23 protein-coding genes are annotated in these 24,831 nt (G+C 66.7%); 13 read left to right on the top strand and 10 right to left on the bottom strand.

Annotated features, from left to right (window positions below; translation table 11 throughout):
• Positions 1-3 precede the first annotated feature (3 nt).
• The 4 genes from rbbA to paaI form a co-directional block, all read right to left on the bottom strand.
• Entirely contained in the window at positions 4-2,733 is a 2,730-nt protein-coding gene (gene rbbA / locus EV656_RS05680; RefSeq protein ID WP_132600628.1) for a ribosome-associated ATPase/putative transporter RbbA, read from the bottom strand.
• A complete protein-coding gene (locus tag EV656_RS05675) occupies positions 2,723-3,712 on the bottom strand; it encodes an HlyD family secretion protein (protein ID WP_132600625.1) in 990 nt (329 codons plus the stop codon). Before EV656_RS05675 ends, rbbA begins: the two co-directional genes overlap by 11 nt.
• Positions 3,713-3,819: 107 nt before the next feature.
• Entirely contained in the window at positions 3,820-5,130 is a 1,311-nt protein-coding gene (gene paaK, locus EV656_RS05670; RefSeq protein WP_132600622.1) for a phenylacetate--CoA ligase PaaK, read from the bottom strand.
• Positions 5,131-5,164: 34 nt separating this feature from the next.
• On the bottom strand, positions 5,165-5,590 hold the full coding sequence (paaI, locus tag EV656_RS05665) for a hydroxyphenylacetyl-CoA thioesterase PaaI (protein ID WP_132600619.1): 426 nt from the start codon (positions 5,588-5,590) through the stop codon (positions 5,165-5,167).
• A 323-nt stretch (positions 5,591-5,913) separates the two neighbouring features.
• Between paaI and EV656_RS05660 the strand changes: the two genes are divergently transcribed.
• The 8 genes from EV656_RS05660 to EV656_RS05625 all read left to right on the top strand — a co-directional run bounded on the left by EV656_RS05660 (position 5,914) and on the right by EV656_RS05625 (position 14,179).
• Entirely contained in the window at positions 5,914-6,939 is a 1,026-nt protein-coding gene (locus EV656_RS05660; protein WP_132600616.1) for a TRAP transporter substrate-binding protein, read from the top strand.
• A gap of 58 nt (positions 6,940-6,997) precedes the next feature.
• Entirely contained in the window at positions 6,998-7,507 is a 510-nt protein-coding gene (locus tag EV656_RS05655) for a TRAP transporter small permease (protein WP_132600613.1), read from the top strand.
• A complete protein-coding gene (locus EV656_RS05650) occupies positions 7,504-8,847 on the top strand; it encodes a TRAP transporter large permease (protein WP_132600610.1) in 1,344 nt (447 codons plus the stop codon). The genes EV656_RS05655 and EV656_RS05650 overlap by 4 nt, the downstream gene beginning before the upstream one ends.
• A 94-nt stretch (positions 8,848-8,941) precedes the next feature.
• Positions 8,942-10,762, top strand: coding sequence for an indolepyruvate ferredoxin oxidoreductase subunit alpha (gene iorA / locus EV656_RS05645; RefSeq protein ID WP_132600607.1), 1,821 nt, complete (start codon positions 8,942-8,944; stop codon positions 10,760-10,762).
• A 3-nt stretch (positions 10,763-10,765) separates the two neighbouring features.
• Positions 10,766-11,659, top strand: coding sequence for a 2-oxoacid:acceptor oxidoreductase family protein (locus EV656_RS05640; RefSeq protein WP_132600604.1), 894 nt, complete (start codon positions 10,766-10,768; stop codon positions 11,657-11,659).
• Positions 11,656-12,798 carry a 2-oxoacid:acceptor oxidoreductase subunit alpha gene (locus tag EV656_RS05635; protein WP_132600601.1) on the top strand — a complete coding sequence of 381 codons (1,143 nt, stop codon included), beginning with the start codon at positions 11,656-11,658 and terminating at the stop codon, positions 12,796-12,798. The genes EV656_RS05640 and EV656_RS05635 overlap by 4 nt, the downstream gene beginning before the upstream one ends.
• Positions 12,795-13,640, top strand: a complete 846-nt coding sequence (locus EV656_RS05630; protein WP_132600598.1) for a 2-oxoacid:ferredoxin oxidoreductase subunit beta — start codon at positions 12,795-12,797, stop codon at positions 13,638-13,640. The genes EV656_RS05635 and EV656_RS05630 overlap by 4 nt, the downstream gene beginning before the upstream one ends.
• The gene (locus EV656_RS05625) at positions 13,640-14,179 is read left to right on the top strand and encodes a 2-oxoacid:acceptor oxidoreductase family protein (protein ID WP_165918943.1); all 540 of its coding nucleotides are present in this window, start codon (positions 13,640-13,642) and stop codon (positions 14,177-14,179) included. The genes EV656_RS05630 and EV656_RS05625 overlap by 1 nt, the downstream gene beginning before the upstream one ends.
• A gap of 41 nt (positions 14,180-14,220) precedes the next feature.
• On the opposite strand, the gene EV656_RS05620 is transcribed toward EV656_RS05625, so the two are convergent.
• The 3 genes from EV656_RS05620 to dctP form a co-directional block, all read right to left on the bottom strand.
• Positions 14,221-15,621: a TRAP transporter large permease gene (locus tag EV656_RS05620; protein WP_132600592.1), complete on the bottom strand. Its 1,401-nt coding sequence runs from the start codon at positions 15,619-15,621 to the stop codon at positions 14,221-14,223.
• 9 nt (positions 15,622-15,630) lie between these two features.
• Positions 15,631-16,263, bottom strand: coding sequence for a TRAP transporter small permease subunit (locus EV656_RS05615; protein ID WP_132600589.1), 633 nt, complete (start codon positions 16,261-16,263; stop codon positions 15,631-15,633).
• A 73-nt stretch (positions 16,264-16,336) separates the two neighbouring features.
• Positions 16,337-17,341 carry a TRAP transporter substrate-binding protein DctP gene (gene dctP / locus EV656_RS05610; RefSeq protein ID WP_132600586.1) on the bottom strand — a complete coding sequence of 335 codons (1,005 nt, stop codon included), beginning with the start codon at positions 17,339-17,341 and terminating at the stop codon, positions 16,337-16,339.
• A gap of 153 nt (positions 17,342-17,494) precedes the next feature.
• On the opposite strand from dctP, the gene EV656_RS05605 reads away from it, so the two are divergent.
• Together EV656_RS05605 and cowN are read left to right on the top strand one after the other, a co-directional pair.
• Positions 17,495-18,463, top strand: coding sequence for a TDT family transporter (locus EV656_RS05605; protein WP_242469090.1), 969 nt, complete (start codon positions 17,495-17,497; stop codon positions 18,461-18,463).
• A 165-nt stretch (positions 18,464-18,628) separates the two neighbouring features.
• Positions 18,629-18,907 carry a N(2)-fixation sustaining protein CowN gene (gene cowN / locus EV656_RS05600; protein WP_132600580.1) on the top strand — a complete coding sequence of 93 codons (279 nt, stop codon included), beginning with the start codon at positions 18,629-18,631 and terminating at the stop codon, positions 18,905-18,907.
• Between the two features lie 6 nt (positions 18,908-18,913).
• Here the strand turns inward: cowN and EV656_RS05595 are convergent, their stop codons facing one another.
• Entirely contained in the window at positions 18,914-19,198 is a 285-nt protein-coding gene (locus EV656_RS05595; protein WP_132600577.1) for a hypothetical protein, read from the bottom strand.
• 177 nt (positions 19,199-19,375) lie between these two features.
• On the opposite strand from EV656_RS05595, the gene EV656_RS05590 reads away from it, so the two are divergent.
• On the top strand, positions 19,376-19,735 hold the full coding sequence (locus EV656_RS05590; protein WP_132600574.1) for a hypothetical protein: 360 nt from the start codon (positions 19,376-19,378) through the stop codon (positions 19,733-19,735).
• A gap of 37 nt (positions 19,736-19,772) precedes the next feature.
• On the opposite strand, the gene EV656_RS05585 is transcribed toward EV656_RS05590, so the two are convergent.
• A complete protein-coding gene (locus EV656_RS05585) occupies positions 19,773-20,408 on the bottom strand; it encodes a TetR/AcrR family transcriptional regulator (protein ID WP_132600571.1) in 636 nt (211 codons plus the stop codon).
• Between the two features lie 9 nt (positions 20,409-20,417).
• Positions 20,418-20,561 (bottom strand): hypothetical protein, encoded by a 144-nt coding sequence (locus EV656_RS16490; RefSeq protein ID WP_165918942.1) that lies wholly within the window; start codon positions 20,559-20,561, stop codon positions 20,418-20,420.
• Between EV656_RS16490 and EV656_RS05580 the strand changes: the two genes are divergently transcribed.
• Positions 20,560-21,699 (top strand): efflux RND transporter periplasmic adaptor subunit, encoded by a 1,140-nt coding sequence (locus EV656_RS05580; RefSeq protein WP_132600568.1) that lies wholly within the window; start codon positions 20,560-20,562, stop codon positions 21,697-21,699. The genes EV656_RS16490 and EV656_RS05580 overlap by 2 nt on opposite strands.
• Positions 21,700-21,717: 18 nt before the next feature.
• Entirely contained in the window at positions 21,718-24,819 is a 3,102-nt protein-coding gene (locus tag EV656_RS05575; RefSeq protein ID WP_132600566.1) for an efflux RND transporter permease subunit, read from the top strand.
• Positions 24,820-24,831: the final 12 nt, after the last annotated feature.

Here is a 24,831-nt window from a genome sequence, read left to right as displayed (position 1 = left end):
CGCTCAGGCCTCTTGCTTGCGCAGCAGGGCCGCGGCCAGCGCCCAGAACAGCAGGCAGAACCCGGCCAGGGCCAGGTGATTGGCCCACAGATCGGCAAAGCCCAGCCCCTTGTTGAACACGCCTGCGCTGATGTTGCGGAAATAGAGGGCGGGGAACCCCTGTCCGATCCCGCGTGCCACCCCGTCCAGCGTGGCCACCGGGTACAGCATCCCCGAAAAGTTGACCGTCGGGATCATCACGATGATCGCGCTGCCGAAGATCGCGGCGATCTGGCTGCGCACGACGGTAGAGATCACCAGCCCGAACCCGGTCGCCGCCCCGACATACAGCAGCGCGCCGGTCACCAGGGCACCGGCGCTGCCCTGCACCCGCAGCCCGAACACCGTCAGCAGCATCGCCACCAGGATTGCGAAACTGACCATCGCCACGGCGACATAGGGCGCCTGCTTGCCCAACAGGAATTCCAGCTTGCGTGCGGGGGCGGCGTACAGGTTGGTGATGGACCCCAACTCCTTTTCCCGCACCACGCCAAGCGCCGTCATCATCGTGGGGATCATGATCAGCATCATCATCAGCACGCCTGGCGGGATCGCCTCGGCGGATTCGAAGCTTTGGTTATAGCGAAAGCGCGGTTCCAGATTGGCGGGGTAGATTTCCGGTGTGGTGCCGGTTTCGGTTTCCGACATCTCTACCAGAAAATCCAGAAACGCGGTCTGGGCATAGCGGCGGGCGGTTTCGGCGCGCACGGTGTTGGACCCGTCCAGCCATAATGCCACCTCGGGGGCGTCGCCCGACAACAGGTCGTGGCCGAAGCCCGGCGGGATCACCAGCGCCATGCGGATATCGCCCGCGCGCAGGCTGTCCTCCATCGCCGCGAGCGAGGTCAGCCGCCCCTGATCGCTGAAATAGCGCGAGCCCTCGAACTGGCGCATCAGGGCGCGGCTTTCGGCGCTTTGGTCGCGGTCCAGCGTCGCGTAGGTCAGGTTTTCCACGTCGAAAGAGATGCCGAACCCCACCGCGATCATCAGGATCATCGGCCCGATCAGCGCAAAGGCCAGCCGCACCCGGTCGCGCAACAGCTCGATCCCCTCGCGCCGGGCAAAGGCCCACAGCCGCCCCACCGACAGCAGGGGGCTGCGGGGGCGTGACGGGGTCTGACCGGATTGGGGAACGGGGGCGGCGTCAGGGTCTGCCGTTTCGGTTTCCGCGCGCAGCACGTCGATAAAGGCCTCCTCCAGACTGTCAGCACCCCGCGCGGCGCGCAACTCGTCCGGCGGCCCGACGGCCAGAACCCGGCCCGCATGCATCAGGGAAATGCGGTCGCAGCGCTCAGCCTCGTTCATGAAATGGGTCGAGATGAAGATCGTCACCCCGTCCTGTCGCGACAGCCCGATCAGCAGGGCCCAGAAGCGGTCGCGCGCCACCGGGTCCACGCCGCTGGTGGGTTCGTCCAGGATCAGCATTTCAGGTTCGTGCAGCACGGCCACGGCCAGTTGCAGGCGCTGGCGCACCCCCAAGGGCAGGTGGGCGGGGCGGGCCTCTGCCACCTTTGCCAGGTCGAACCTTTCCAGCAGGTCGGCCACCCGTTCGCGTTGGCGGTCGCGGGAAAACTGGAACAGCTGGGCGTGCAGAACCAGGTTCTGACGCACGCTGAGTTCCGCGTATAAAGAGAAGGATTGCGACATATAGCCGACACGCCGCCGTGTCGCCAGGTCAGAGGCATCGACGGGTCGCCCGAACAGTTCCGCCGTCCCCTCGGTCGGGTCCAGCAGGCCGGTCAGCATCTTCATCGTCGTTGTCTTGCCGCAGCCGTTGGATCCGAGAAACCCAAAGATTTCGCCCTTTTCGATGCGAAAGCTGACATGATCGACGGCGGTGAAATCGCCAAAGCGGCGGGTCAGGTCCTGGGCCATGATCGCGGGTGCCCCGTCGCGTTCCGGCAGCGGTGGCAGGGTGATCGTGGCATGATCGCCGCGCTTGTCGGATGGTAGAAATGCGATAAACGCCTCTTCCAGCGTTTCGGTGCCCGTCTTGGCGCGCAACTCGGCCGGCGTGCCGCTGGCGATGACCTGCCCGGCCTCCATCGCGACCAGCCGGTCGAAGCGTTCGGCCTCGGACATGTAGGCGGTGGCGGTGACGATGCTCATGCCTGGACGGCGCGCGCGGATCCGGTCGATCAACCGCCAGAATTGCAGGCGCGACAGCGGATCGACCCCGGTTGTCGGTTCATCCAGGATCAGCAGGTCGGGATCGTGGATCAGCGCGCAGCACAGGGCCAGCTTCTGCTTCATCCCGCCCGACAGCTTGCCCGCCGGACGCGCCGCAAAGGGGGCCAGGCCCGTGCCGGCCAGCAACTCGTCGATGCGCCAGCGCCGTTCCCGCGCGCCCTGCCCGAACAGCCGGCCGAAGAAATCGACATTCTCGCGCACCGACAGGGTGGAATACAGGTTCCGCCCCAGCCCCTGCGGCATGTAGGCGATGCGCGGCGCGCAGGCGGCGCGGTGGGCGGGGTCGGCCATGTCGCCGCCCAGAACCTCGACCCGGCCCTGTTGCAGGCGCCGCACCCCGGCCATCAGGGCCAGCAGGGTGGATTTGCCCACGCCGTCGGGGCCGATCAGCCCCAGCACGCCGCCCGGGCGCAGCGTCAGGCCGACATCGTCCAGCGCCGTTACCGCGCCATAGCGTTGCGTCACGCCTGTCAGGCGGGCGGCGGCGGGCGGTTCAGCGGACATCCGGCAGGTTGACGGCCAGCCGCTCGGGCCAGGCCGCGGCGGGGTCGATGCGGATATGGGCGACACCGGGCAGGCCCGTCTTGACCAGGTGTTGGTAGTCGGTCAGCACCGCCGCTGGAATCCGCAGCTTGACCCGGAACATCAGGCTTTCGCGTTCATCGGCGGTCTCGACATATTTCGGGGTGAACTGTGCCTCTCCGGCGATAAAGCTGACCTCGGCCGGGATCACATAATCGGGCGCCGCGTCCAGCACCAGCCGCGCCTCGGCGCCATAGGCCAATGGCCCGGCCGCGCCGGTAGGCAGGTAGACGGTCATCTGCACGTCGGTCAGGTCCAGCAGCGTGACCACCCGCGCGCCCGCGGCCAGAACCTCGCCGGGTTCGGCCAGGCGGTATTGCACGCGCCCGGCGCGCGGGGCGGTCAGCGCGTAGTCGTCCAGATCGGCGCGCAGCCGGTCCACCGTGGCCCTGGCGGCGGCGATACGGGCCTCGGCGGCGGCAATCCCGGCGCGGGCGGCGTCCACCGCCGCGCTTGCCGCATCGCGCTCTGTCCGGCGCAGATCGGTCGCCTCCTCGGGGGAAAAGCCGCGATCGCCCAGTTCCAGCGCGCGGGCCAGCTCTTTTTCGGCAAAGGCCAGGCTGCTTTCACGCTGCGCCAGGACGGCGCGGCTTTCGGCCATTTGCTGGCGGGCCAGGGCAACGCCGGCCTCGGCCTCGCGCAGCTGCGCGCGCAGTTGGGCGTCGTCCAGCCGGGCCAGCATCTGCGCCTCGGCGACCAGGTCGCCCTCGGCCACCAGGATTTCGGCCAGACGTCCGGCATGCTTGGTCGCAACATCGACGCGCTGTGCCTCGATCCGGCCGTTCGCGGTGGCAAAGCCGGGGGGCAGGGCGTCGTTGTCATGCGTAAGGCTGTAGACCAATGCCGCGCCGACCAGTGCCAGGGGCACAAGACCGATCAGCGCGCGTTTGAACCGGGGCATCGCGGGATCCTAAGGGTATCGAGGGCGCCCCGGACCAGGGCGCCCCTGCCGCGACAGTGTGCGCCCGCGGCATTTCTGGCGCAACCCTTGGCATGTGCCGGGTGCGCTCAGTCCCTCGGGCGGTTGTCCACGATCCGCTGCGCCTTGCCCTGGGATCGGGCGATGCTGTCCGGGCGTTTCACGTCAACCTCGGTGGAAACGCCGATCACGTCCTTGATCCGCTTGTGCAGCATCCGCGCGGCCGCCGCGCGCGAGGCATCGTCAGCCGCATCGGCGCTGCATTCGACATGGATGCGCATCGCGTCCATATGGCCCGCGCGATACAGTTCCAGCTGGTAGTGGTTTGTCAGCCCGCCGGTGGCGACCACCAGTTCCTCGACCTGCGAGGGGAAGAGGTTCACACCGCGCAGGATGATCATGTCGTCGGACCGCCCGGTGATCTTTTCCATCCGCCGCATCGACCGCGCGGTGCCGGGCATCAGCCGGGTCAGGTCGCGCGTGCGGTAGCGGATCATCGGCAGCCCCTCTTTGGTCAGGGTGGTCAGGACCATTTCGCCGACCTCGCCATCGGGCAGGACCGCGCCGGTTTGGGGGTCGATCACCTCGGGGTAAAAATGATCCTCCCACAGGTGCAGGCCGTCCTTGGTTTCCACGCATTCCATCGCAACGCCGGGGCCCAGGATTTCCGACAGCCCGTACAGGTCGACCGCGTGCATGTCGAAGGCTTGCTCGATCTCGCGGCGCATGGCGTTTGTCCAGGGCTCGGCCCCGAACAGGCCGGTTTGCAGGGGGCTTTGCTTGGGGTCCAGCCCGCGGCGGTGGTATTCCTCAAGGATATTCAGGATGTAGGAAGGCGTAACCATGATCGCGCTGGCCTGGAAATCCTGGATCAGGGTGACCTGTCGTTCGGTCATCCCGCCCGAAACCGGCACCACCGTCGCGCCCAGCCGTTCGGCGCCGTAATGCGCCCCCAGCCCGCCGGTGAACAGCCCATAGCCATAGGCCACATGCACCACGTCGCCCGGCCGCACGCCGCCCGCGCGCAGGGACCGCGCCATCAGGTCGGCCCAGGTGTCGATGTCGCGTTTCGTATAGCCCACCACCGTCGGCTTGCCCGTCGTGCCCGAGGAGGCATGCAGCCGCACGATCCGGTTGCGCGGCACCGCGAACAGGCCGAACGGGTAATGGTCGCGCAGGTCGTTCTTCACGGTGAAGGGGAATTTCGCCAGATCGGCCAGCGATTGCAGGTCGTCGGGGTGCACACCGGCGGCCTCGAACCGCTCACGATACATCGGCACGTTGTCATAGGCGTGGCGCAGGGACCATTTCAGGCGATCCAGTTGCAGCGCTGTGATCTCGTCGCGCGAGGCGGTCTCGATCGGTTCCAGCCCCTCGCGTGCCATCTTCATATCCTTCATGGCTTTCTCCTCCCCGGCCGGTTTGCCGACCCTTTCATTCCGTGAACCATTGCCCGCGAACGGCCCGTGACAGGCCCCGCATTTCCGCGATCAGGGTGCCGTCCTGGCGCGCGACGCGGATGTCGTAGATGCCGTTCTTGCCGCTCAGCGCCCGTTCCGCGGCAGTGGCGGTCAGCACGTCGCCGACATGGGCGGGCGCGATGAAGCTGATGTTGCCGTGCTGCGCGACGGTGGACACGTTGCGGCTGTTGCAGGCATAGGCGAACGCGGTGTCGGCCAGCGTAAAGATCACGCCCCCGTGGCAGATGCGGTGGCCGTTTGCATGGTGGGGCGCAATCGTCATGCACATCGTCGCGGCGCCTGGTGCGATCTCGACCAGTTCGATGCCCATCCAGCGCACCGCATCGGCGGCCTGGGTCATCGCCGCAGCGCATCGGTTCGCGCGGTCCTGCGGGGTCATGGCAGGTCCTGCGGCGCTCGGTCGCCTATGCGTGGGGCGCTCCGGCGGTCACCTTTGGCGCCGTGCCCGGCCCGCGAGCGGTCCTCATGCGCAAGAAAATTTCGGATCATGGCCCCAGGCTTTTCGATCATTTTCCGCATGATGCAGAGAGCGGCCGGTCAGGGTCAATGACGGCCGAAGGGGCCAAATGACGCAAGGAGGCGGACCCGCACGCAGGATTTCGCGCCGCAGGAGGAGGCGGGGCGAAAGACGCGTAAACCCGGGGCGGGGCGATTGACGCCGCGATCCCCTGATATCAACGCCATTCCATCTGGGAGGAGAGCATGGCGAAATTCACCACCTTCGGGGGGCTGCTGGCCAGCGCGGCCTTTGCGCTGACGGCCGGCACGGCCCTTGCCGCGGATTACACGCTGGTCATTTCCAGCTGGGCGCCGCCCACCCATTCCATCAACGCGCGCATGTGGCCCACCTTTACCGAGATGGTCGAAGAGGCCACCGATGGCCGCGTGACCACCGAACTGAAACTGGGCCTGGCCCCGCCGCCCGCGCAGATGGACCTGGTGATGGACGGCGCGGCGGACCTGTCGATCATCTTTCATGGCTATCAGGCCGGGCGGTTCGTCACCACCAAGATGATCGAACTGCCCGGCTATGTCGGCAGCTCCGAGGCGGCCTCGGTCGCCTATTGGCGGGCTTATGACGCATACCTCAAGGACGCGAACGAGCATCGCGGGGTCAAGGTCGTGGCCCTGCACACCCATGGCGGCGCGCAGCTGATGTCGGCGGAACAGGTCACCGAGCTGTCCCAGGCCGAGGGCATGAAGGTGCGCATCCCCGGTGGCGTCGCCGCCGATGTGGGTCAGGCACTGGGCATGATCGGTATCAAGGTGCCCGCGACCAAGGTCTATGAAACGCTGGCCTCCAAGGCGGCGGACGGGGTGGTGATGCCCATCGACTCCCGCGTCGGCTTCAAGCTGACCGAGGTGGCGCAGAACATGTACATGCTGCCCGGGGGCCTCTATCGCGGATCGTTCGCCTTTATCATGAACGAGGACGCCTTTGCCGACCTGCCCGAGGATATTCAACAGGTGCTGGAGGACGAGGTGTTCGGCGAGCCCATCAGCCGCGCCATCGGCGCGATCTGGGAAGCGGGCGATGCCGAGGCCATCGAGGCGACGCTGGCAACCCCCGGCAACGCCATCATCGACGCCAGCCCCGAGGATGTCGCGCGCTTCGACGAGGTCGCGACAGGCGTGCGGGCCAAGGTGATCGAAGAGGTTGCCGCCACCGGCGTCGATGCCCAGGCCGCCTATGAGATGATCAAGGCCGAAATGGCGGCTTTCGAGTAACGCGAATGCGGCGGGCGGGCCGGTGGGACCGGCCTGCCCCCGGAAAGGACGACGCGGGATGGAAACGTTGATCCGGGTTGCCAAGGTTGCCAGCCGGGCGCCTGTCGCGCTGGCCTGCCTTGCGCTTTTCGTGCTGATGGGAATGACCTTTGCCGATGTGATCGGGCGCTCGGCCTTCGACGCCCCGATAGAGGCCGCGACCGAACTGACCCGTATCCTGATGGCGGTCATGGTGTTTTCCTGTCTGCCGGTGATCTCGGCCCGGGGCGGGCATATCGCGGTGGACCTGTTCGACGGGTTCTTCGACCGCTGGCACCTGAACCGCCTGCGCGAGGCGGCAATTCACATCGCCTGCGGCGTCATGCTGGCCTGGCCCGCGCAGCGGGTCTGGGTGCTGGCGGGCCGCGCGCGCGATTACGGGGACGTGACGGAATACCTGTCGATCCCTGTCTTTTACGTCACCGCCTTTATCGCCGTGTCGGTCGCGGTGACGGCTGCCGTGATGGTCGCGGTGGGCCTGGTCCACCTGGTTGCCCCATATCTGCTGGACGAGGACATCGCCGCATGACCGTTGCCCTGATCGGCTTTGCACTGGTTCTGGCGCTGGTGCTGATGCGCATGCCCATCGTTTTCGCCATGGGGTTGGTGGGCACGATTGGCTATGCGTATGAGCGGGGCGGCTCGATCCTGGATGAACGGGGGCTGAAGGCCGCGATGTCGATGGTGGGCCGCCAGATCACCGACACCGCGCAGGATTACGGGCTGTCGGTGATCCCGCTGTTCATCCTGATGGGCCTGTTCGTGAACAAGGGCGGGCTGGCGCGCGAGCTGTACGCCGTATCCCATGTGTTTCTGGGGCATATGCGCGGCGGGCTGGCGATGGCGACGGTGGCGGCCTGCGGGGGCTTTTCGGCGATTTGCGGGTCGTCGCTGGCCACCGCGGCCACCATGTCCAAGGTCGCCATGCCCGAGATGCGCCGCTACGGCTATGCCGACCGGCTGTCCACGGCGTCTATCGCGGCGGGGGGCACATTGGGCATCCTGATCCCGCCCTCGGTCATTCTGGTGATCTACGGGCTGCTGACCGAAACCTCTATCGGCAAGCTGTTCATCGCGGGCATCGTGCCCGGCGCCCTGGGCATCCTGTTCTACCTGCTGGCGGTGCGCTGGGTGGTGTTTCGCGACCCCGCCGCCGGCCCGGCCGCCGCCCGCACGCCGTGGCCGCAGCGTCTGCGCGCCCTGCGGTCCATCTGGGCGGTGCTGCTGCTGTTCGTGTTGGTGATCGGCGGGCTTTACGGGGTGTTCGACGTGCCGCCCCTGAACCTGACCTTTTCCCCGACCGAGGCCGCGGGCATGGGCGCGACCGGCGCCTTCCTGATCGCGCTGGCGCGCGGCGGGCTGACGCTGAAATCCACCTTCGAGGTGCTGAAGGAAAGCGCTGTCACCGCCACCAGCCTGTTCGCCGTGCTGATCGGTGCGCAGATCTTTTCCAACTTCGTCAACATGGCCGGCCTGCCAGAGGCGCTGCTGGGTCTTGTCACGGCCTTTGACGTTGCGCCGCTGACGGTCATGCTGATGATCCTGCTGGTCTATGTCATCCTCGGTTGCGTGTTCGAAAGCCTGTCGATGCTGCTGTTGACGGTGCCGATCTTCTTTCCGCTGGTGGTGTCGCTGGGCTACGATCCGGTGTGGTTCGGCATCGTGGTGGTGGTGGTCACGGAAATCAGCCTGATTACCCCGCCTGTGGGCCTGAACGTCTTTGTCCTGCGCGGCGTGCTGAGCGATGTCAGCACCGGCACGATCTTTCGCGGGGTCACGCCCTTCTGGATTGCCGACCTGTTCCGCCTGGCGCTGATCGTGGCGATCCCGGCGCTGGTGCTGTTCCTGCCCGGCCAGATGGGGCCGTGACCCATGCGGCAATCCGCGCTTTGTTGTAAAATTGCCGGGAATATAGAACCATCGTAACTTTATTAGGCAAACCGCGCGAACCGGGAAAGAAACCATGAGCCATGCCCAACGGCAGGAGACTGCCGAACCGACCGCTGCGGGCGCCGCGCGCCCCATGACCGGCAATGAGGCCATCGCCCGCGGCGTGTGGGAGGCCGGCTGCAAGGTCGCCGCCGCCTATCCCGGCACGCCCTCGACCGAGATCATGGAAAACGTGGCTGGCTACCCGGCCGAGGACATCCACGCCCAGTGGTCCACCAACGAAAAGACTGCGATGGATGTGGCCATCGGCGCCAGCTTTGCCGGTGTGCGGGCCTTTACGGCGATGAAGCATGTCGGCATGAACGTGGCGGCCGATGCGCTGATGTCGTTTTCCTATATCGGGGTGAATGGCGGGCTGGTGATCGCGGTCTGCGATGATCCGGGCATCCATTCCTCGCAAAACGAACAGGACAGCCGGATCTATGCCCGTTTCGCGCAGGTGCCGGTGCTGGAACCCTCGGACGGGCAGGAGGCGCTGGAATTCACCCGCGCGGCCTTTGCCCTGTCGGAAAAATACGACACGCCGGTTTTCGTTCGTTCCACCACGCGGCTGTCGCACACCCGCAGCGCTGTTGTGCTGGGCGCGCGTGAGGATCAGACCGGCCGGGCCTTTCACGACCTGCCCGCCAAGAACGTGATGATCCCCGCCCATGCGCGGCGCCAGCACGGCGTGGTGCTGGAACGCGAACGGCGGCTGACCGAAATGCTGTCGGACAGCCCCTTCAACCGGGTGGAGCCAGGGCAGGGCAAGGTGGGCATCATCACCTCGGGCATCCCCTACACCTACGTCAAGGAATGCCTGCCCGATGCGCCGGTGCTGAAGCTGGGGGTGACTTGGCCGCTGCCCGACCGGCTGATCCGTGACTTTGCCGCCAGCGTCGACCGCGTGATCGTCGTCGAGGAACTGGAACCGCTGATCGAGGACGCGCTGAAGGCCATGGGCATCGCCGCCGAGGGCAAGGCGTATTTCCCCCGCGAGGGTGAGTTTTCGCCCGAGATCGTCCATGACGGGTTCGCCAATGCCGGGCTGATGGACCCGCGCAGCAACGCCGCCCCGTTCGAATTCGCGCCGATGGTCCGCCCGCCGGTTCTGTGCGCAGGCTGCCCGCATACAAGCTGCTTTATGGCGCTGCGCGCGCTGGATGCGCGCGTTGCCGGCGATATCGGCTGCTACACGCTGGCGGTGGTGGAACCCTTGAAATCCATCGATACCTGCGTGGCGATGGGGTCCAGCATCGCCAACGCGGTGGGTATGGCCAAGGCGGGCACCGAAACCAAACCCATCGTGGCGACCATCGGCGATTCCACTTTCCTGCATTCGGGCATCCCGCCGCTGATCGACGCGGTCTACAACAACGCCGATATCACCGTTTTCATTCTGGACAACCACATCACCGCGATGACCGGCGGGCAGGATCACCCCGGCACCGGCCGCACCCTGCGGGGCGAGCCGTCACCGCGGGTCGATTTCTTCGAGCTGGTGAAATCGCTGGGCGTGAAGCATGTGCACAAGGTGGACAGCTACGACATCGCCACCATGCAGCAGCAATTGCGCGAGGCGGTGGCCCACAAGGGCGTGTCGGTGGTGATTTCCGACCGGCCCTGCGTGCTGGACCCGGTCAAGATCAAGGGCCCCGCGATGGAGGTGGCGCAGGAAAGCTGCATCGCCTGTCAGGCCTGCATGAACCTGGGCTGTCCGGCGCTGACCTGGTCCGAGGAATGGCACGAAGGCCGCCACAAGGTGCAGATCGACCCCGACGCCTGCATCGGGTGCAGCCTGTGTGCCCAACTGTGCACCAGCCACGCCATCAAACCGATTGCGGAGCCTGCCTGACCCATGGCCGACAAACCCAATGCAACGAAAAACGTCCTGATCGTCGGTGTCGGCGGGCAGGGGGTGATCATGGTGTCCAAGGTGCTGGCGCAACTGTGCCAGGCCGATGGGCATGACGTGAAGCAAAGCGAAGTCCACGGCATGGCCAAGCGCGGCGGCGGCGTGTTCAGCCATGTCCGCTTCGGCCCCAAGGTCTGGTCCCCCACCATCCCCGAGGGCGAGGTGGATATCCTGGTGGCGCTGGAATGGGCCGAGGGCCTGCGCTGGATCAAGCACCTGAAGCCCGATACCGGCACCTTCATCGCCGATTGCCAGAAGATCGTGCCGCCCTTTGCCTGCCGCAACCGCAAGCGCGGGGCCGAACCCGCCTATGCGCCGCAGACGCCCGAGGAAATCATCGATCAGGTCCACGCGGGCTATGTGATGGATGCCACGGGCATGGCCGCGAACCTGGGCAACGCCAAGGCCTCGAACACCGTGCTGTTGGGGGCGCTCTCCACCGTGCTGGAGTTTCCCGAAGACGCCTGGCAGGACATCATCGCCGGCACCGTCCCGCCCAAATCGGTCGAGATCAACGCCCGCGCTTTCGCCGAGGGGCGCGCCTGGGCGCAGGGCGGTGAAAAACGCATCGACGTGACCGCCAGCGGCCTGCACAAGGCGCATTCAGAGGTGCACCACCCGCAGGTCGACACCGTGGTCGAGATCACCGCCGAATGGTGCAAGGGCTGCGATATCTGCGTCAAGATGTGCCCGGAACGCTGTCTGCGCCTGAACGGTCAGCTGAAGGCCGAACTGGCGCTGCCGGACCTGTGCACCGGCTGCCAGCTGTGTTCCTGGCTGTGCCCCGACATGGCCATCAAGGTCACCAACACCCCCATCACGGAGCCCGCCGAATGACTGCGACGCGCCGAAATCTAGAAGGTAACGAGGCCTGCGCATTGGGCGCGATCCGCGCCGGTTGCCGCTTTTTCGCCGGTTACCCGATCACCCCGTCCTCCGAGGTGGCCGAGGTCATGGCCCGCGAACTGCCCAAGGTGGGCGGCACCTTCATCCAGATGGAGGATGAAATCGCCTCCATGGGTGCCGTGATCGGGGCGTCGATGGGCGGCGTCAAGGCGATGACCGCGACCTCGGGCCCCGGGTTCAGCCTGAAACAGGAAAACCTGGGCTATGCCTGCGGCTCGGAAATCCCCTGCGTCGTGGTCAACGTGATGCGCGGCGGGCCGTCCACGGGCATGCCCACGCGGCCCGCGCAGGGCGACATCATGCAGACCCGTTGGGGCACGCACGGCGACCACGCGATCATCGTGCTGGCCCCGGCCTCGGTCAGCGAGGCGTATTCCGAAACCATCCGCGCGGTGGAGTTGTCCGAAACCCTGCGCGTACCCGTGGTCGTGCTGCTGGACGAGGTGATCGGCCACCTGACCGAAACCGTGGACCTAGCCGCCGTGCCCGAGGCGCCCGAGGTCTGGCGCAAGTTCGCCCAAGGCCCCGCCGATGCGTTCGAACCCTACGCCGTGACCGAGGATCTGGTGCCGCCCATGGCGTATCCCGGCGACGGCTACCGCGCCCATTGCACGGGTCTGACCCATGCGCCGGGCGGGTTCCCGACCCAGGTGCCCGCGGTGGCCGCCGCCGCCGTGCAACGCACCACGGACAAGCTGACCCTGCACCGCGACCGGATCGAAAGCTGGCGCGTGCAGGACGTGGACGATGCCGATCTGCTGATCTGCGCCATCGGCATTTCCGCCCGTGCCGCGCGGCAGGCGGTGCGCGACCTGCGGGCCGAGGGGGTAAAGGTGGGCCTGTTCCGCCCGGTCACGCTGTGGCCCTTCCCCGAGGATGCGCTGCGCGCGCTTGTTGCCAAATCGGGCACGCAAACCGTTCTGGTGCCCGAGATGAACCAGGGCCAACTGGCGCTGGAGGTCGAGCGCGTGCTGGCCGGGCAGGCCCGTGTGCAGGGGCTGTTCAAGATCGACGGGCAGGCGATCACGCCGGACGAGATTGCCGAGGCGGCGAAGGAGGCGCTGGCATGAAGGATACTGCGGACAAGACCGCCTTTGACGTGAACCACTGGCTGCGCCAGGATCAGATGCCCCATTTCCTGTGCCCCGGCTGCGGGCATGGCATCGCCCTGCGCGCGCTGGTCTGGGCGCTGCACGATCTGGGTATCGACAAGGACAAGCTGGCGGTGGTTTCCGGCATCGGCTGTTCGGGGCGGTTGTCGGCCTATATCGACGCCAACACCTTTCACACTACCCATGGCCGCCCGCTGACCTATGCGACGGGTCTGAAACTGGCGCGGCCCGACCTGCATGTCGTGGTCATCAGCGGCGATGGCGACGCGCTGGCGATCGGGGGTAACCACCTGATCCATGCCTGCCGCCGCAACCTGGATATCACCTGCCTGATGCTGAACAACGAGATCTACGGCATGACCGGCGGGCAGGTGTCGCCCACCACGTCAGAGGGGCGCTATACCTCGACCACCCCCGCCGGCAATACCGAACCCAATTTCGACGCCTGCGCGCTGGCCACGGCGGCGGGTGCGGGGTTCGTGGGGCGCGAGGTGACAATGCAGGTTCTGGCCTTGCGCGACCTGATCCGTCAGGCGGTGGCGCATCAGGGCTTTTCCTTCGTCGAGGTGCTGTCGGACTGCACGGAAATCTACGGCCGCAAGAACGATCTGGGCGCCTCGCCCGAGATGATGCTGGCCAAGAAAAGCGCGATGCGGCCCTTTGCCTATCGCAACACGGTGGACGTGCCGTTCCGGGCCAACCACCTGAAAACCGGCGTGATCGCGCGCAACGAAAGGCCGGAATACGGCGCGGCCTATCGCGCGATGACCGCGGCGCTGCGCGACGGGGGGGCGGAGTGATGGTGAGCATGGAAATCCGCTTTTCGGGCAGTGGCGGGCAGGGCCTGCTGCTGTCGGCGCGTATCCTGGCCGCGGCGCTGACCGCGCAGGGGCGTAACGTGGCCCAGTCCAACGCCTATGAACCCGTGTCGCGCGGGGGGCTCAGCCGGTCGGACCTTGTGATCAGCGATGGCGAGGCCGATTTCCCGCTGGCCCGGCGGCTGGACTACATGCTGGTGCTGGATGAGGCGGCGGCGGGTGCCTCTGTCCCGTTGCTGACACCTCAATCGCTGGTGCTGTGCGATGCCGAGCGGGTGCAGACCGTGCCCCAGGGCGCGTTCCGCACGCTTTCGCTGCCCTTTACAGAAACCGCGCGGGGACTGGGCAATCCGCGCGTGACCAACATCGTCGCCTTGGGCGCGCTGAGCGCGTTGGGTCAGGTGTGCGCGCCGGAACCGCTGCTGGATAGCGTTCTGGCCATGACCCCGTCCAAACTGGCGCGGCTGAACCGCGATGCCTTTGCCGCGGGGTTGCAGATGGGCGAAACCGAACCGGCCTGAGCGGGCCGGTCAGGGCGCGTGGGCCATGGCCCCCGCCACCGTCACACGAAACTGGGCAACCACAGCACGATGCCCGGCACCGCCACCAGAACGGCGATCGTGATTGCATCCGCGACGAAGAAGGGCGTCACGCCCCGGAACACGTCCTGCACGCTGATATCGTCGCGCACGCCGGCCACCACGAAACAGTTCAGCCCGATGGGCGGTGTGATCAGGCAGAACTCGGCCATCTTGACCACCAGGATGCCGAACCAGATCGCGCACATCGGCCCTGACATGCCAAAGGTGCTGTCGGCGGCGGACACGAATTCGCCCCCGTTCAGGGCCATCACGGCGGGGTAAACCACCGGCAGGGTCAGAAGCAGCATGCCGATGGCATCCATGAACATGCCCAGCACCGCATAGGCCAGCAGGATCAGCACCAGCGTCAGCATGGGCGACTGCTCCAGCCCGGTGATCCAGTCCGAAAACGCGCCAGGCAGGTCGGCAAAGCCCAGGAAGCGGACATAGATCAGCACGCCCCAGATGATGGTAAAGATCATCACCGACAGCTTGGCGGTTTCCAACAGCGCGCTCTTGAACTCGGTCCAGCGCATGCCGCGGGCCAGCGCCATCAGGAACACCACAAATGCGCCCAACGCGCCCCCCTCGGTTGGGGTGCCCCAGGCCTCTCCGCCGAAGGGGTTGTAGACGAAGAAGATGATGATCACGACGACGAAGACAATGGGCAGCGCCGGGGGCAGGGCGCTGAACCGCTGCCCCCAGGTAAAGCCGCGCACCGGCGGGCCGAACTTAGGCAGGGCCAGCGCCAGCCCCACGATCAGCGCGGCATAGATCAGGGCCGACACCACGCCGGGGATGAACCCTGCCAGCAGCAGCTTGCCCACGTCCTGTTCCACGATGATCGCGTAGATCACCAGGATGGCTGAGGGCGGGATCAGGCTGGCCAGCGTCCCGCCTGCGGCCACCACGCCGGCGGCAAAGCGCTTGTCATAGCCGATCTTCAGCATTTCGGGGATCGCGATGCGGGCAAAGACGGCGGCTGTTGCCACGCTGGCCCCCGACACGGCGGCGAACCCGGCGGTGGCAAAGACGCTGGAGACCGCCAGCCCGCCGGGCAGCCATCCCACCCAGCGTTTCGCAGCCTCGAACAGCGCGCGGGTCAGCCCCGCGTAATAGGCCAGGTATCCGATCAGGATGAAGGTTGGGATTAGCGACAGCGCCTGGTTGGCAACCTTGGAATGGGGCACCTGGCCTGCGGTCTTGACCGCCACGGTCAGCGCCCAGCCGAAATCCTCGGGGTCATAGCCCTTCTTGGACCAGAAGATCCAGATCAGCCCAACCATGCCCGCCAGCGCCGCGGCAAAGGCCACGCGCATGCCCAGCACCACCATGACCAGCAGCCCGGCCGTGACGGCAATTCCGATATCTACCGTGTCCATGGCTGTCCCCTAGTCCTGCGCGCGCGAAAGCTGCTCTGCCTCGGCGGCGGCGATCTCGGCGGCGGATTGCACCAGCGGCACCGCCACGGGTTCCGACAGGCCCAGAACGAAGGCCCGCCCATAGCCCCACAATTGCAGCACCAGCCGCAGGCACAGCACCGAAAAGGCGACCGGCGCCAGCAGTTTGGCGGGCCACAGCGGCAGGTTGATGTCAAAGCTGGAATCGCGGCTCCACATCGGGGCTGCGAAATCGAAACTGCGCTGGAAATGGGCCCAGGTGCCCCAGACCAGCAGGACCATCAGCACCAGAACGGCAAAGGTGGTCAGGAATTCCGCCGCCCACAACAGGCGCCCTTTCAGCGCGCCGATCAGGATGTCCATGCGGATATGGCCGCCGTCGCGCTGCGTGTACGCGATCCCCATAAAGGCGATCAGCGGCATCGCCTGCTGGATCCAGTCCACGTAACCGGGCAGCGGCGCGTTGAAGAAGTTGCGCCCGCCGACCGAGAACACGGCCAGAACCATCAGGCCGAACACGGCCAGCCCGGACAGCAGGGCCAAAAAACGTTCGATGCGGTAGAAACCACGATCTAGGCGGGACAGGAGGCTGTGATCCTCCAGCACCGGGGCAAGGGCAGCCATGGAACCCTCCGGTCAGGCGAAACGCCCTGCCCCGGTTGCGCCGGGGCAGGGCAGGCGGATCGTCAGGCCGGGCTTATTGCCCGATCATGCCGGTCACGAGGTCATAGAGTTCCTGCGCGGGCAGGCCCCGGGCGCTGTTTTCGTCGATCCAGGCGGCGGCGGCAGGGCCCGCGGCCGCCGCTTCGAAGGCGGCCAGTTCCTCGGCGGTGAAGGTCACACGCTCGATCCCGCGCTCGTCCAGCGCCGGGCCCCAACGTTCCATCGTGTTGGAGTTGTAGTAGTCGATGTAGTAATCCAGCGCCTCATCGACCGACCCCAGCAGCGCCTCGCGGTGCGCATCGGACAGCCCGTCCAGCGCGTCGGTATTCACCACGACCGGGCAGTTCACAGTGCCGGGGTTCAGGTTGGTGGTCCACCATTCGCCGGTTTCGATGGTGCCAAAGGACATGTGCGCATGCGGGGCAAAGCTGACGCCCTTGACCACGCCGGAATCCAGCGCCTGGCGCACCTCGGACGCGGACATCGAGGTCGGCACAGCGCCGATGGCGGCCATCGCCACCCCGATCCCGCCGGTGGCGCGCACCGGGAAGCCTGCGAAATCGTCCAGCGTGTGCGGCGCGTCGCCCACACCCACGACGTTGTATTGCGGCAGCGGTGAGGGCATCAGCAGCGTGGCGTTCCAGCGCGCCAGATCGTCCTGCACCGCCGGGTGCTGATAGACGGCCTGGCTGATCTTGCGCTCTTCCTCCAGGCTGGAAACCCCCAGGAACGGCAGTTCCAGAACGGTGATCGAGGGGTTCTTGTCGCGGTGATAGCCCGCGCAGAACTGTGCCATCTCGAAGGCGCCGATGGAAATGCCGTCCAGATTCTCGGTGTTCTTGGACAGCCCCCCGTAAGAGATGTTCAGCGTGAACTCTCCCCCGGTCTTTTCGGCGACCAGCTCGGCCAGCTTTTCGACATGCTCGGTAAAGGCGCGGCGCTTGCCCCACAGGGACACATTCCATTCCTCGGCCATCGCCTCGGCGGCCAAGCCAAAGGTGAAGGTGGCAACCGTCGCGGCGCCCAGCAGCGTTTTCATGATAGTCCTCCCGTGTTTGTTATTGGGGTCGAGAGTAACGGGCCGGGGGCGCGGGTAAAGGGGAAATTTCCCTACGCTTCGGGTGCGCAAGTCGCTTGCTCTGGCTTTGTCGGGCATGGCACATCAATGACCGCAAGCACAGGAGCCCCGCCCATGTTCACGCCACGCCCCCGTTTCGGCGAACAGACGCCGCCCGCGATCTTCCCCCCGGTGCTGGGGCTGTTCGGGCTGGGTCTGGCCTGGCGGCGCGCGGGGGATGTGCCGGGGGCGCCGGCCTTTCTGGGGGAAATGGTGCTGGGGGCCGTGACGTTGCTGTTCCTGTTCTGCGCATTCGCCTATGGGCGCAAGGTTGCCCGCCGCGCCGGTGTCGTGGCCGAGGATCTGCGCGTCTTGCCGGGCCGGGCGGGGCTGTCGGCGCTGGTGCTGTCGGTCTACCTGTCGGCCGCGGCGCTGGCCCCGCTTGCCCGCCCGCTGGCCGAGGGCGTTCTGTGGGCCGGGTTCGCGCTGCATGCGGGGCTGGTCGTGCTGGTCGTGCGCGCGCTGCTGACCGGCCCGGCCGAGGCCCGCACGGTCACCCCGGTCTGGCACCTGCAATTCGTGGGCTTCATCGTCGGGGCGGTGGCCGCGCTGGCGCTGGGGCGTGTGGGCGTTGCCGCCGCCATCCTGCCGGTAACGGCGGGTCTGGCCGTCCTGATCTGGGGGGCAAGCCTGGTCCAGCTGATCCGTCGGGACGTGCCGGCGCCGCTGCGGCCGCTGCTGGCGATCCATGTTGCCCCGGCCAGCCTGTTGGGCACCGTAGCCGCGGGCGTGGGCAACTGGACGCTGGCCTATGTGTTCGCCGCACTTGCGTTGGGGCTGGTCGTGGCGTTGTTGGCGCGGTTGCGCTGGCTGATCGCGGCGGGGTTCTCGCCGCTGTGGGGGGCGTTCACCTTTCCGATGGCGGCCTTTGCGGGGATGTTGCTGGCGTTGGGGCAGGGGCCTGTTGCGGCGCCGGTCTTTGCCGTGGCGGGGGGCGGGGCGCTGGTGGCGGCCAGCTTGGCGATCCCTGCCATCGCGGTCAAGGTGATGCAGGCCTGGGCGCGCGGCGGGCTGGGGCCCAAGACCAACGCCGCCCGGGCGTGATCCGGGCGTTTGCACGGTGCCCATCCAATGGGCAAGCTTCGGGAAAGAGGGTATCTTTTCCGGTCTACTGCGGGGCGCGCGTCCAGTTTCGGCGGTTTCCTCCTGACGTCCCCCTTGCGAGGCGCTAAGCCGCGCGGGTCGCGCAGCAGGCAAGGAGACACCGACATGACCGACCAGACCCCCGACCGCTATGTCAGCTTCAGCGGGATCGACTGCAATGGCAATGCCGCACGCCTGATGGCGATGCTGGAGGCGCATATGCAGAAAAGCGAGTCACGCTGGGTCAGCTATTTCGAGACCAAGCAGGAAGAGCGCCGGCGCATGGGCAATGACGACCTGCATTTCATCGGCTCGCAGCTGAACACCCTGCGCGCCTTTTTCGAAGAGCTTGAGGATGACGCGGCGCTGGAGCTTTTGTGGGATCTGGAACAGACCTGCTGCTAGCGCCGGTCAATCGCTGCCATCGAAGTCGTCGAAATCGCTGGTCATCCCCACGGCCCAGATCGTGGCTGCCGCCGCGGCCGGGTCGGCGGGCTTGCGCGGTTTGCGCAGAACCACGACGAGCAGCAACAGCCCGCAAAAGCAAAGCAGTCCGCCCATGAAGATCCCGGCATACAGGTCGTCGCGGTTCCCCGTGGCAAGCGACTGTTCGTAGAACCCGAAGAAGGACGCCAGGCCGAAAAACAAGAACCCCAGGGCGATGACCAGGCCCAGCAGTTTGCGGATGAAACGCATGACAAACCTCCCTTTTTCCTCGGCGCATCGTAGCAGACATTCGACATTCCGTAGGGGAAACCTGCGCCGCTGAGGCAATTCGCGCCTATGCTAGGGGGCGTGGCGCAGGGTATTTTCAACCATGGCGGCGCTTTGGGTCGCGGTGTTCAGCCAAGGGTCGATCGAATGCGGCGAACGATGTCCTGTCTGTTGATGTGCCTGCTGGCCAGCCCGGCCTTTGCCGGGCCGTTTGATGGCCGATGGGAGCTTGATCCAGCGTCGTGCGGGGCGGTCTATTCCGAAGCGCGGGTTGCCATCGCCGACGATCGGATCGGCTTCGTGGAATCCGCATGCCGTCTGACCAACCCGACCGCAATTCGCGGAATGGACAGTGCCGTTCTGTACGACATGGAATGTTCGGGCGAGGGCATGATGGAATGTTCGGGCGAGGGCATGACATGGTCGGAGCGTATCCTGCTGGCCCGCGACGGAGAGGCCGGCCTGCTGATCTATTCGCGGGGGTTCGCGTCGCGCCGCCAACGTTGCCCCGAGTCCTGAGCCGCTGACCCGGCGTGCGCCGGGGCCGGTGGGCGCGTCACAACAAGCGGGCGCCGTGCAGGAAGACGGCGATGGCGCGGTTGACATGGGCGCTGCGCGTGGCGGCATCCGACTGTCCCTCGCCGGGGTTCAGGAAGGCCTCCAACGGGCAGGGCAAGGCCATCGCGTGCAACAGATCCGCGGCGGTCCCGGTATCGCGCAGCGCGATTTCGCCCCGCGCGACGCCGCGATCCAGTTCCTGATGGATCAGCCCGCGCACGGCGCGCGGACCGTCCTGTAGAAAACGCCGGGCCAGATCGGGGTGTTGCGGGGCCTCTGCCACCACGGCGCGCAGGATTTCCAGTGCGGTGGCGCGCGCCTGATTTTCGGCCTGCGGATCCAGCAACAGGTGCAGGCGCCGTTCAAGGGGCAGCGCGATCTGCTCGGCGTTCAGGGGTTTTATGACCGCCTCGCGCAGGCGGGTGACCAGGGCCGACATCAGCGCATCGCGCCCCGAGAAATGGCAGTAGAGCGTGCGCTTCGACATCCCGGCGGCTTGGGCCACGCCCTCCATCGTCAGGGCGTGCAGGCCCCCGTCCAGCAGCACCTGTTCGGCGGCGTCCAGGATCAGCGCCCCGCGTTCGGCGGGGCTCATCTGCGGCGGGCGGCCGCGGCGGGACGGTGGACGGCCCATGGGGCGGAGCTACCTCTTTTGCTGTGCCGGCACGTCGCGGGTGCCTTTTTGCTTGCGTGGCGTGGCGGGAGAGAATAACGAAACGCTGACGTTTCTTAAATCCAACTCCGGCGCATTTCCAGCCCCATTCGCGCCGATCAGGAGCTTCGCCATGCCCCGTCCGTTCAGGGTGGCTGCCGCCCTTGCGCTTTTGTCCGTGTTTCTTGCGCCGCCCGCGCTGGCCCAACAGGGCGGCGGGCAGGACCGTCCGCCGCCGGCCGTTACCGTCGTGACGCTGAGCGCGCAGGATGTCACGCTGACCACCACGCTGCCGGGGCGGGTCGTGGCCTCGGGCGTGGCAGAGGTGCGCCCGCAGGTGGCCGGCATCATCACCGAGCGGCTGTTCGAAGAAGGGGCAGAGGTTGACGTGGGGGACGCGCTGTACCAGATCGACCCGGTGGTCTACGAGGCCCGCGTCGCCGCCGCCCGCGCCGCCGTGGCGCAGGCCCAGGCCACCCTGAATGCCGCCCGCAAGGAGGCCGACCGCCTGCAAACCCTGCTGGAACGCAACGTGACCAGCCAGCAGAACCTGGACGATGCCGTCGCCGCCCGCGATGCCGCCGCCGCCGGGTTGCAGGTGGCCGAGGCCGAGTTGCTGGCCGCCCAGATCGATCTGGATCGCACCGTTATCACCGCGCCCCTGTCGGGCCGGGTGGGTCGGTCGCTGACCACGCGCGGGGCGCTGGTCACGGCGGGGCAGGCCGATCCCCTGGCGGTGATCCGCAATCTGGACCCGGTCTATGTGGATGTGACCATGTCGGCTGCGGAACTGATCCGTTGGCGGCGCGGCCACATGGATGCCGAACTGGGCGAGGCCGACCGCACCGTGACCCTGCGCCTGCCCGATGGCGGCGCGTATGAGGAAACCGGCCAGTTGACCGCCGCCGAACCGCAGGTCGATCCCCTGACCGGCGTGGTCGTGCTGCGCATGACCTTTCCAAACCCCGATCAGCTGCTGCTGCCGGGGATGTACGTGCAGGTGGAACTGCCCCAGGGCGTGGCCGAGGACGTGATCCTGGCCCCACAGGCCGCGATCAGCCGTGACCGGCGCGGGCGGCCCACCGCAATGGTTGTCACCGCCGAAAACACCGTCGAGGCCCGCGTGCTGGACGTGCTGCGCGACCGTGGCAGCGACTGGATCGTGCGCGGCGGGTTGGCCGACGGCGACCGCCTGATCGTCGAGGGCCTGCAAAAGATTGCCGCCGGCGCCCCCGTCACCCCGCAGGAACGCGGCGCGCAGCCGCAGAACTAAACAGCAGGAACCGCCCACATGGCCCGCTTCTTCATCGACCGTCCGGTTTTTGCCTGGGTGATCTCGATCCTCATCATGGGGGTGGGGCTGCTGTCGATCTTCAGCCTGCCGGTCGCGCAATATCCGCAGATCGCGCCGCCCTCGGTCAGCGTTTCGGCCAGCTATCCGGGCGCCTCGGCCCAGACGGTCGCCAACACGGTGACCCAGGTGATCGAGCAACAGATGACCGGCCTAGACGGGATGCGCTATATCTCGTCCTCCTCCACGTCGTCGGGGCAATCACAGATCACGCTGACGTTCGAGACCGGGACCGACCCGGACATCGCGCAGGTGCAGGTTCAGAACAAGCTGGCGCAGGCCACGCCGCTGCTACCCGAAACGGTGCAGCGGCAGGGGGTCAGCGTGCGCAAATCCTCTGCCGGGTTCCTGATGGTGATCGGCCTGATCTCCACCGATGGCGCGCTGGAGCAGGTGGATTTGTCCGATTACATGGTCTCGAACCTGGTGGACGAATTCAGCCGGATCGAGGGCGTGGGCGAGGTGCAGGTGTTCGGCGCGCAATACGCCATGCGCATCTGGCTGGATCCCTCGAAACTGGCGGCGTTCGAGTTGACGCCCTCGGACGTGGTGTCGGCCGTGTCCGCCGAGAATGCACAGATTTCGGCCGGTTCCTTTGGCGCACTGCCCGCGCCCGAAGGGCAGATGCTGAATGCCACGATCACCGCGCAATCGCTGCTGTCCACGCCCGAGGATTTCGAACAGATCGTGCTGCGCGCCGAAACCGATGGCGGGCTGGTCCTGCTGAAGGATGTGGCGCGGGTGGAAATCGGGGCAGAAAACTACGCCACCATCGCCCGTTTCAACCGCCAGCCCGCCGCGGGTATGGCGATCCGGCTGGCGCCGGGTGCCAACGCGCTGGACACCGCGACGCTGGTCAAGGAACGGCTGGAGGAGGTGTCGGCCTTCTTCCCCGAAAACGTGGATTACGTGATCCCCTACGACACCACGCCTTTCGTCGAGATTTCGATCAAGGAGGTGGTCAAGACCCTGTTCGAGGCGATCCTGCTGGTGTTCCTGGTGATGCTGCTGTTCCTGCAAAACCTGCGGGCCACGCTGATCCCGACGCTGGCCGTGCCGATCGTGTTGCTGGGAACGTTTGGGGTGATGGCGGCGCTTGGCTTTTCCATCAACACGCTGACCATGCTGGCCATGGTGCTGGCTATCGGCCTGCTGGTGGACGATGCCATCGTCGTGGTCGAAAACGTCGAACGCATCATGGAGGAAGAGGGCCTGTCCCCGCGCGAGGCCACGCGCAAATCCATGGGCCAGATCACCGGCGCGCTGGTCGGTATCGCGCTGGTGCTGTCGGCGGTGTTCGTGCCGATGGCGTTTTTCCCCGGCTCTACGGGCGTGATCTACCAGCAGTTTTCCGTGACCATCGTGTCCGCCATGGCGCTGTCGGTGCTGGTGGCGCTGACGCTGACACCGGCGCTGTGTGCCACGATCCTGCGCTCGCGCGATGCGGTGCATGTGCGCAAGGGGCCGTTCGGCTGGTTCAACATCGTCTTTGACAAGATCACCGGGGGCTATGGCGCCTCGGTCGGGTGGATCGTGAAACGGCCGCTGCGCGTCGGGCTGATCTACGTGATGCTGGCGGTGGCGATGGGCTGGCTGTTCGTCAAGACGCCCACCGGGTTCTTGCCGGACGAGGATCAGGGCATCCTGTTCACCCTGATCCAGGCGCCCACCGGGGCCACCGCCGAACGCACGCTGGATGTGGTGCAGCAGGTCGAAAACCATTTCCTGGAAAACGAGCCCAACGTGAACTCGATGTTCGGGGTTGTCGGTTTCAGCTTTGCCGGGCGCGGCCAGAACATGGGTATCGCTTTCGTTCAGTTGAAGGATTGGGACGAGCGCAAGGAACCGGAGCAAAGCGTGCAGGCGGTGGCTGGCCGGGCCTTTGGCGCGTTCAGCCAGATCAAGGACGCGATGGTGTTTCCCATCGTGCCGCCCTCGGTGATCGAACTGGGCAACGTGTCGGGCTTTGACTTTTACCTGCAGGCCCGCGCCGGTCAGAGCCACGAGGAATTGCTGGCCGCGCGCAACCAGTTGCTGGGTATGGCGGGGCAAAGCCCGATGATCGCCTCTATCCGGCCCAACGGGTTGCAGGATGCCGCGCAGTTCAACCTGGATATCGACTGGCGCGCGGCGGGCGCGATGGGGCTGTCGGCCACGGATATCGGGCAGCTTTTGTCCATCGCCTGGGCGGGCCGCTATGTGAACGATTTCGTGGATCGCGGCCGGATCAAGCGCGTCTATGTCCAGGGCGAGCCCGAGGCCCGCGCCACGCCCGAGGATATCGAACTGTGGCGCGTGCGGAACACGTCGGGGGGGCTGGTGCCGTTTTCCAACTTTACCACCGCCAGCTGGGAATTCGGGCCCCAGGGTCTGAACCGCTATAATGGCGTGCCCGCGATGCAGTTGCAGGGCAGCCCCGCACCGGGCGTGTCCACCGGCGAGGCGATGGCCGAGATCGAGCGGCTGGCCGCGCAGTTGCCGCCGGGCTTCGATGTCAGTTGGACCGGCCTGTCGCTGGAGGAACGGGAATCGGGCAACCAGGCGCCGCTGCTTTACGCGCTGTCGCTGGCTGCGGTGTTCCTGTGTCTGGCGGCGCTTTATGAAAGCTGGGCCATTCCGTTTGCGGTGATGCTGGCTATGCCGATCGGCGTGTTGGGCGCCCTGATCGGCGCCTGGCTGGGGCAGTTCGAGAACGGCGTGTTCTTCCAGGTGGCGATCCTGACGGTGATCGGCCTGACCGGCAAGAACGCGATCCTGATCGTGGAATTCGCCCGTGACCGGCAAGAGGCGGGGGACAGCCTGTATCAGGCGATCCGCACCGCCGCGCAGCAGCGCTTCCGCCCGATCATCATGACGTCGATGGCGTTTTCGCTGGGCGTGCTGCCGCTGGTGCTGAGTTCCGGCGCGGGTGCGGGCGGGCGCACGGCTATCGGCTCGGGCGTGCTGGGCGGCACCCTGACGGCGACGATCCTGGGGGTGTTGTTCGTGCCGCTGTTCTATGTTGCGATCCGGCGGCTGGCGGGCGGCAAGTCCGGGGCGTAACCCGTGGCGTGC

Source organism: Rhodovulum adriaticum, assembly GCF_004345735.1.
In the GTDB taxonomy this organism is placed as follows: domain Bacteria; phylum Pseudomonadota; class Alphaproteobacteria; order Rhodobacterales; family Rhodobacteraceae; genus Rhodovulum; species Rhodovulum adriaticum.
The sequence above is the reverse complement of the archived record's forward strand: the minus strand, read 5'-3'. Positions and strand labels throughout refer to the sequence as shown.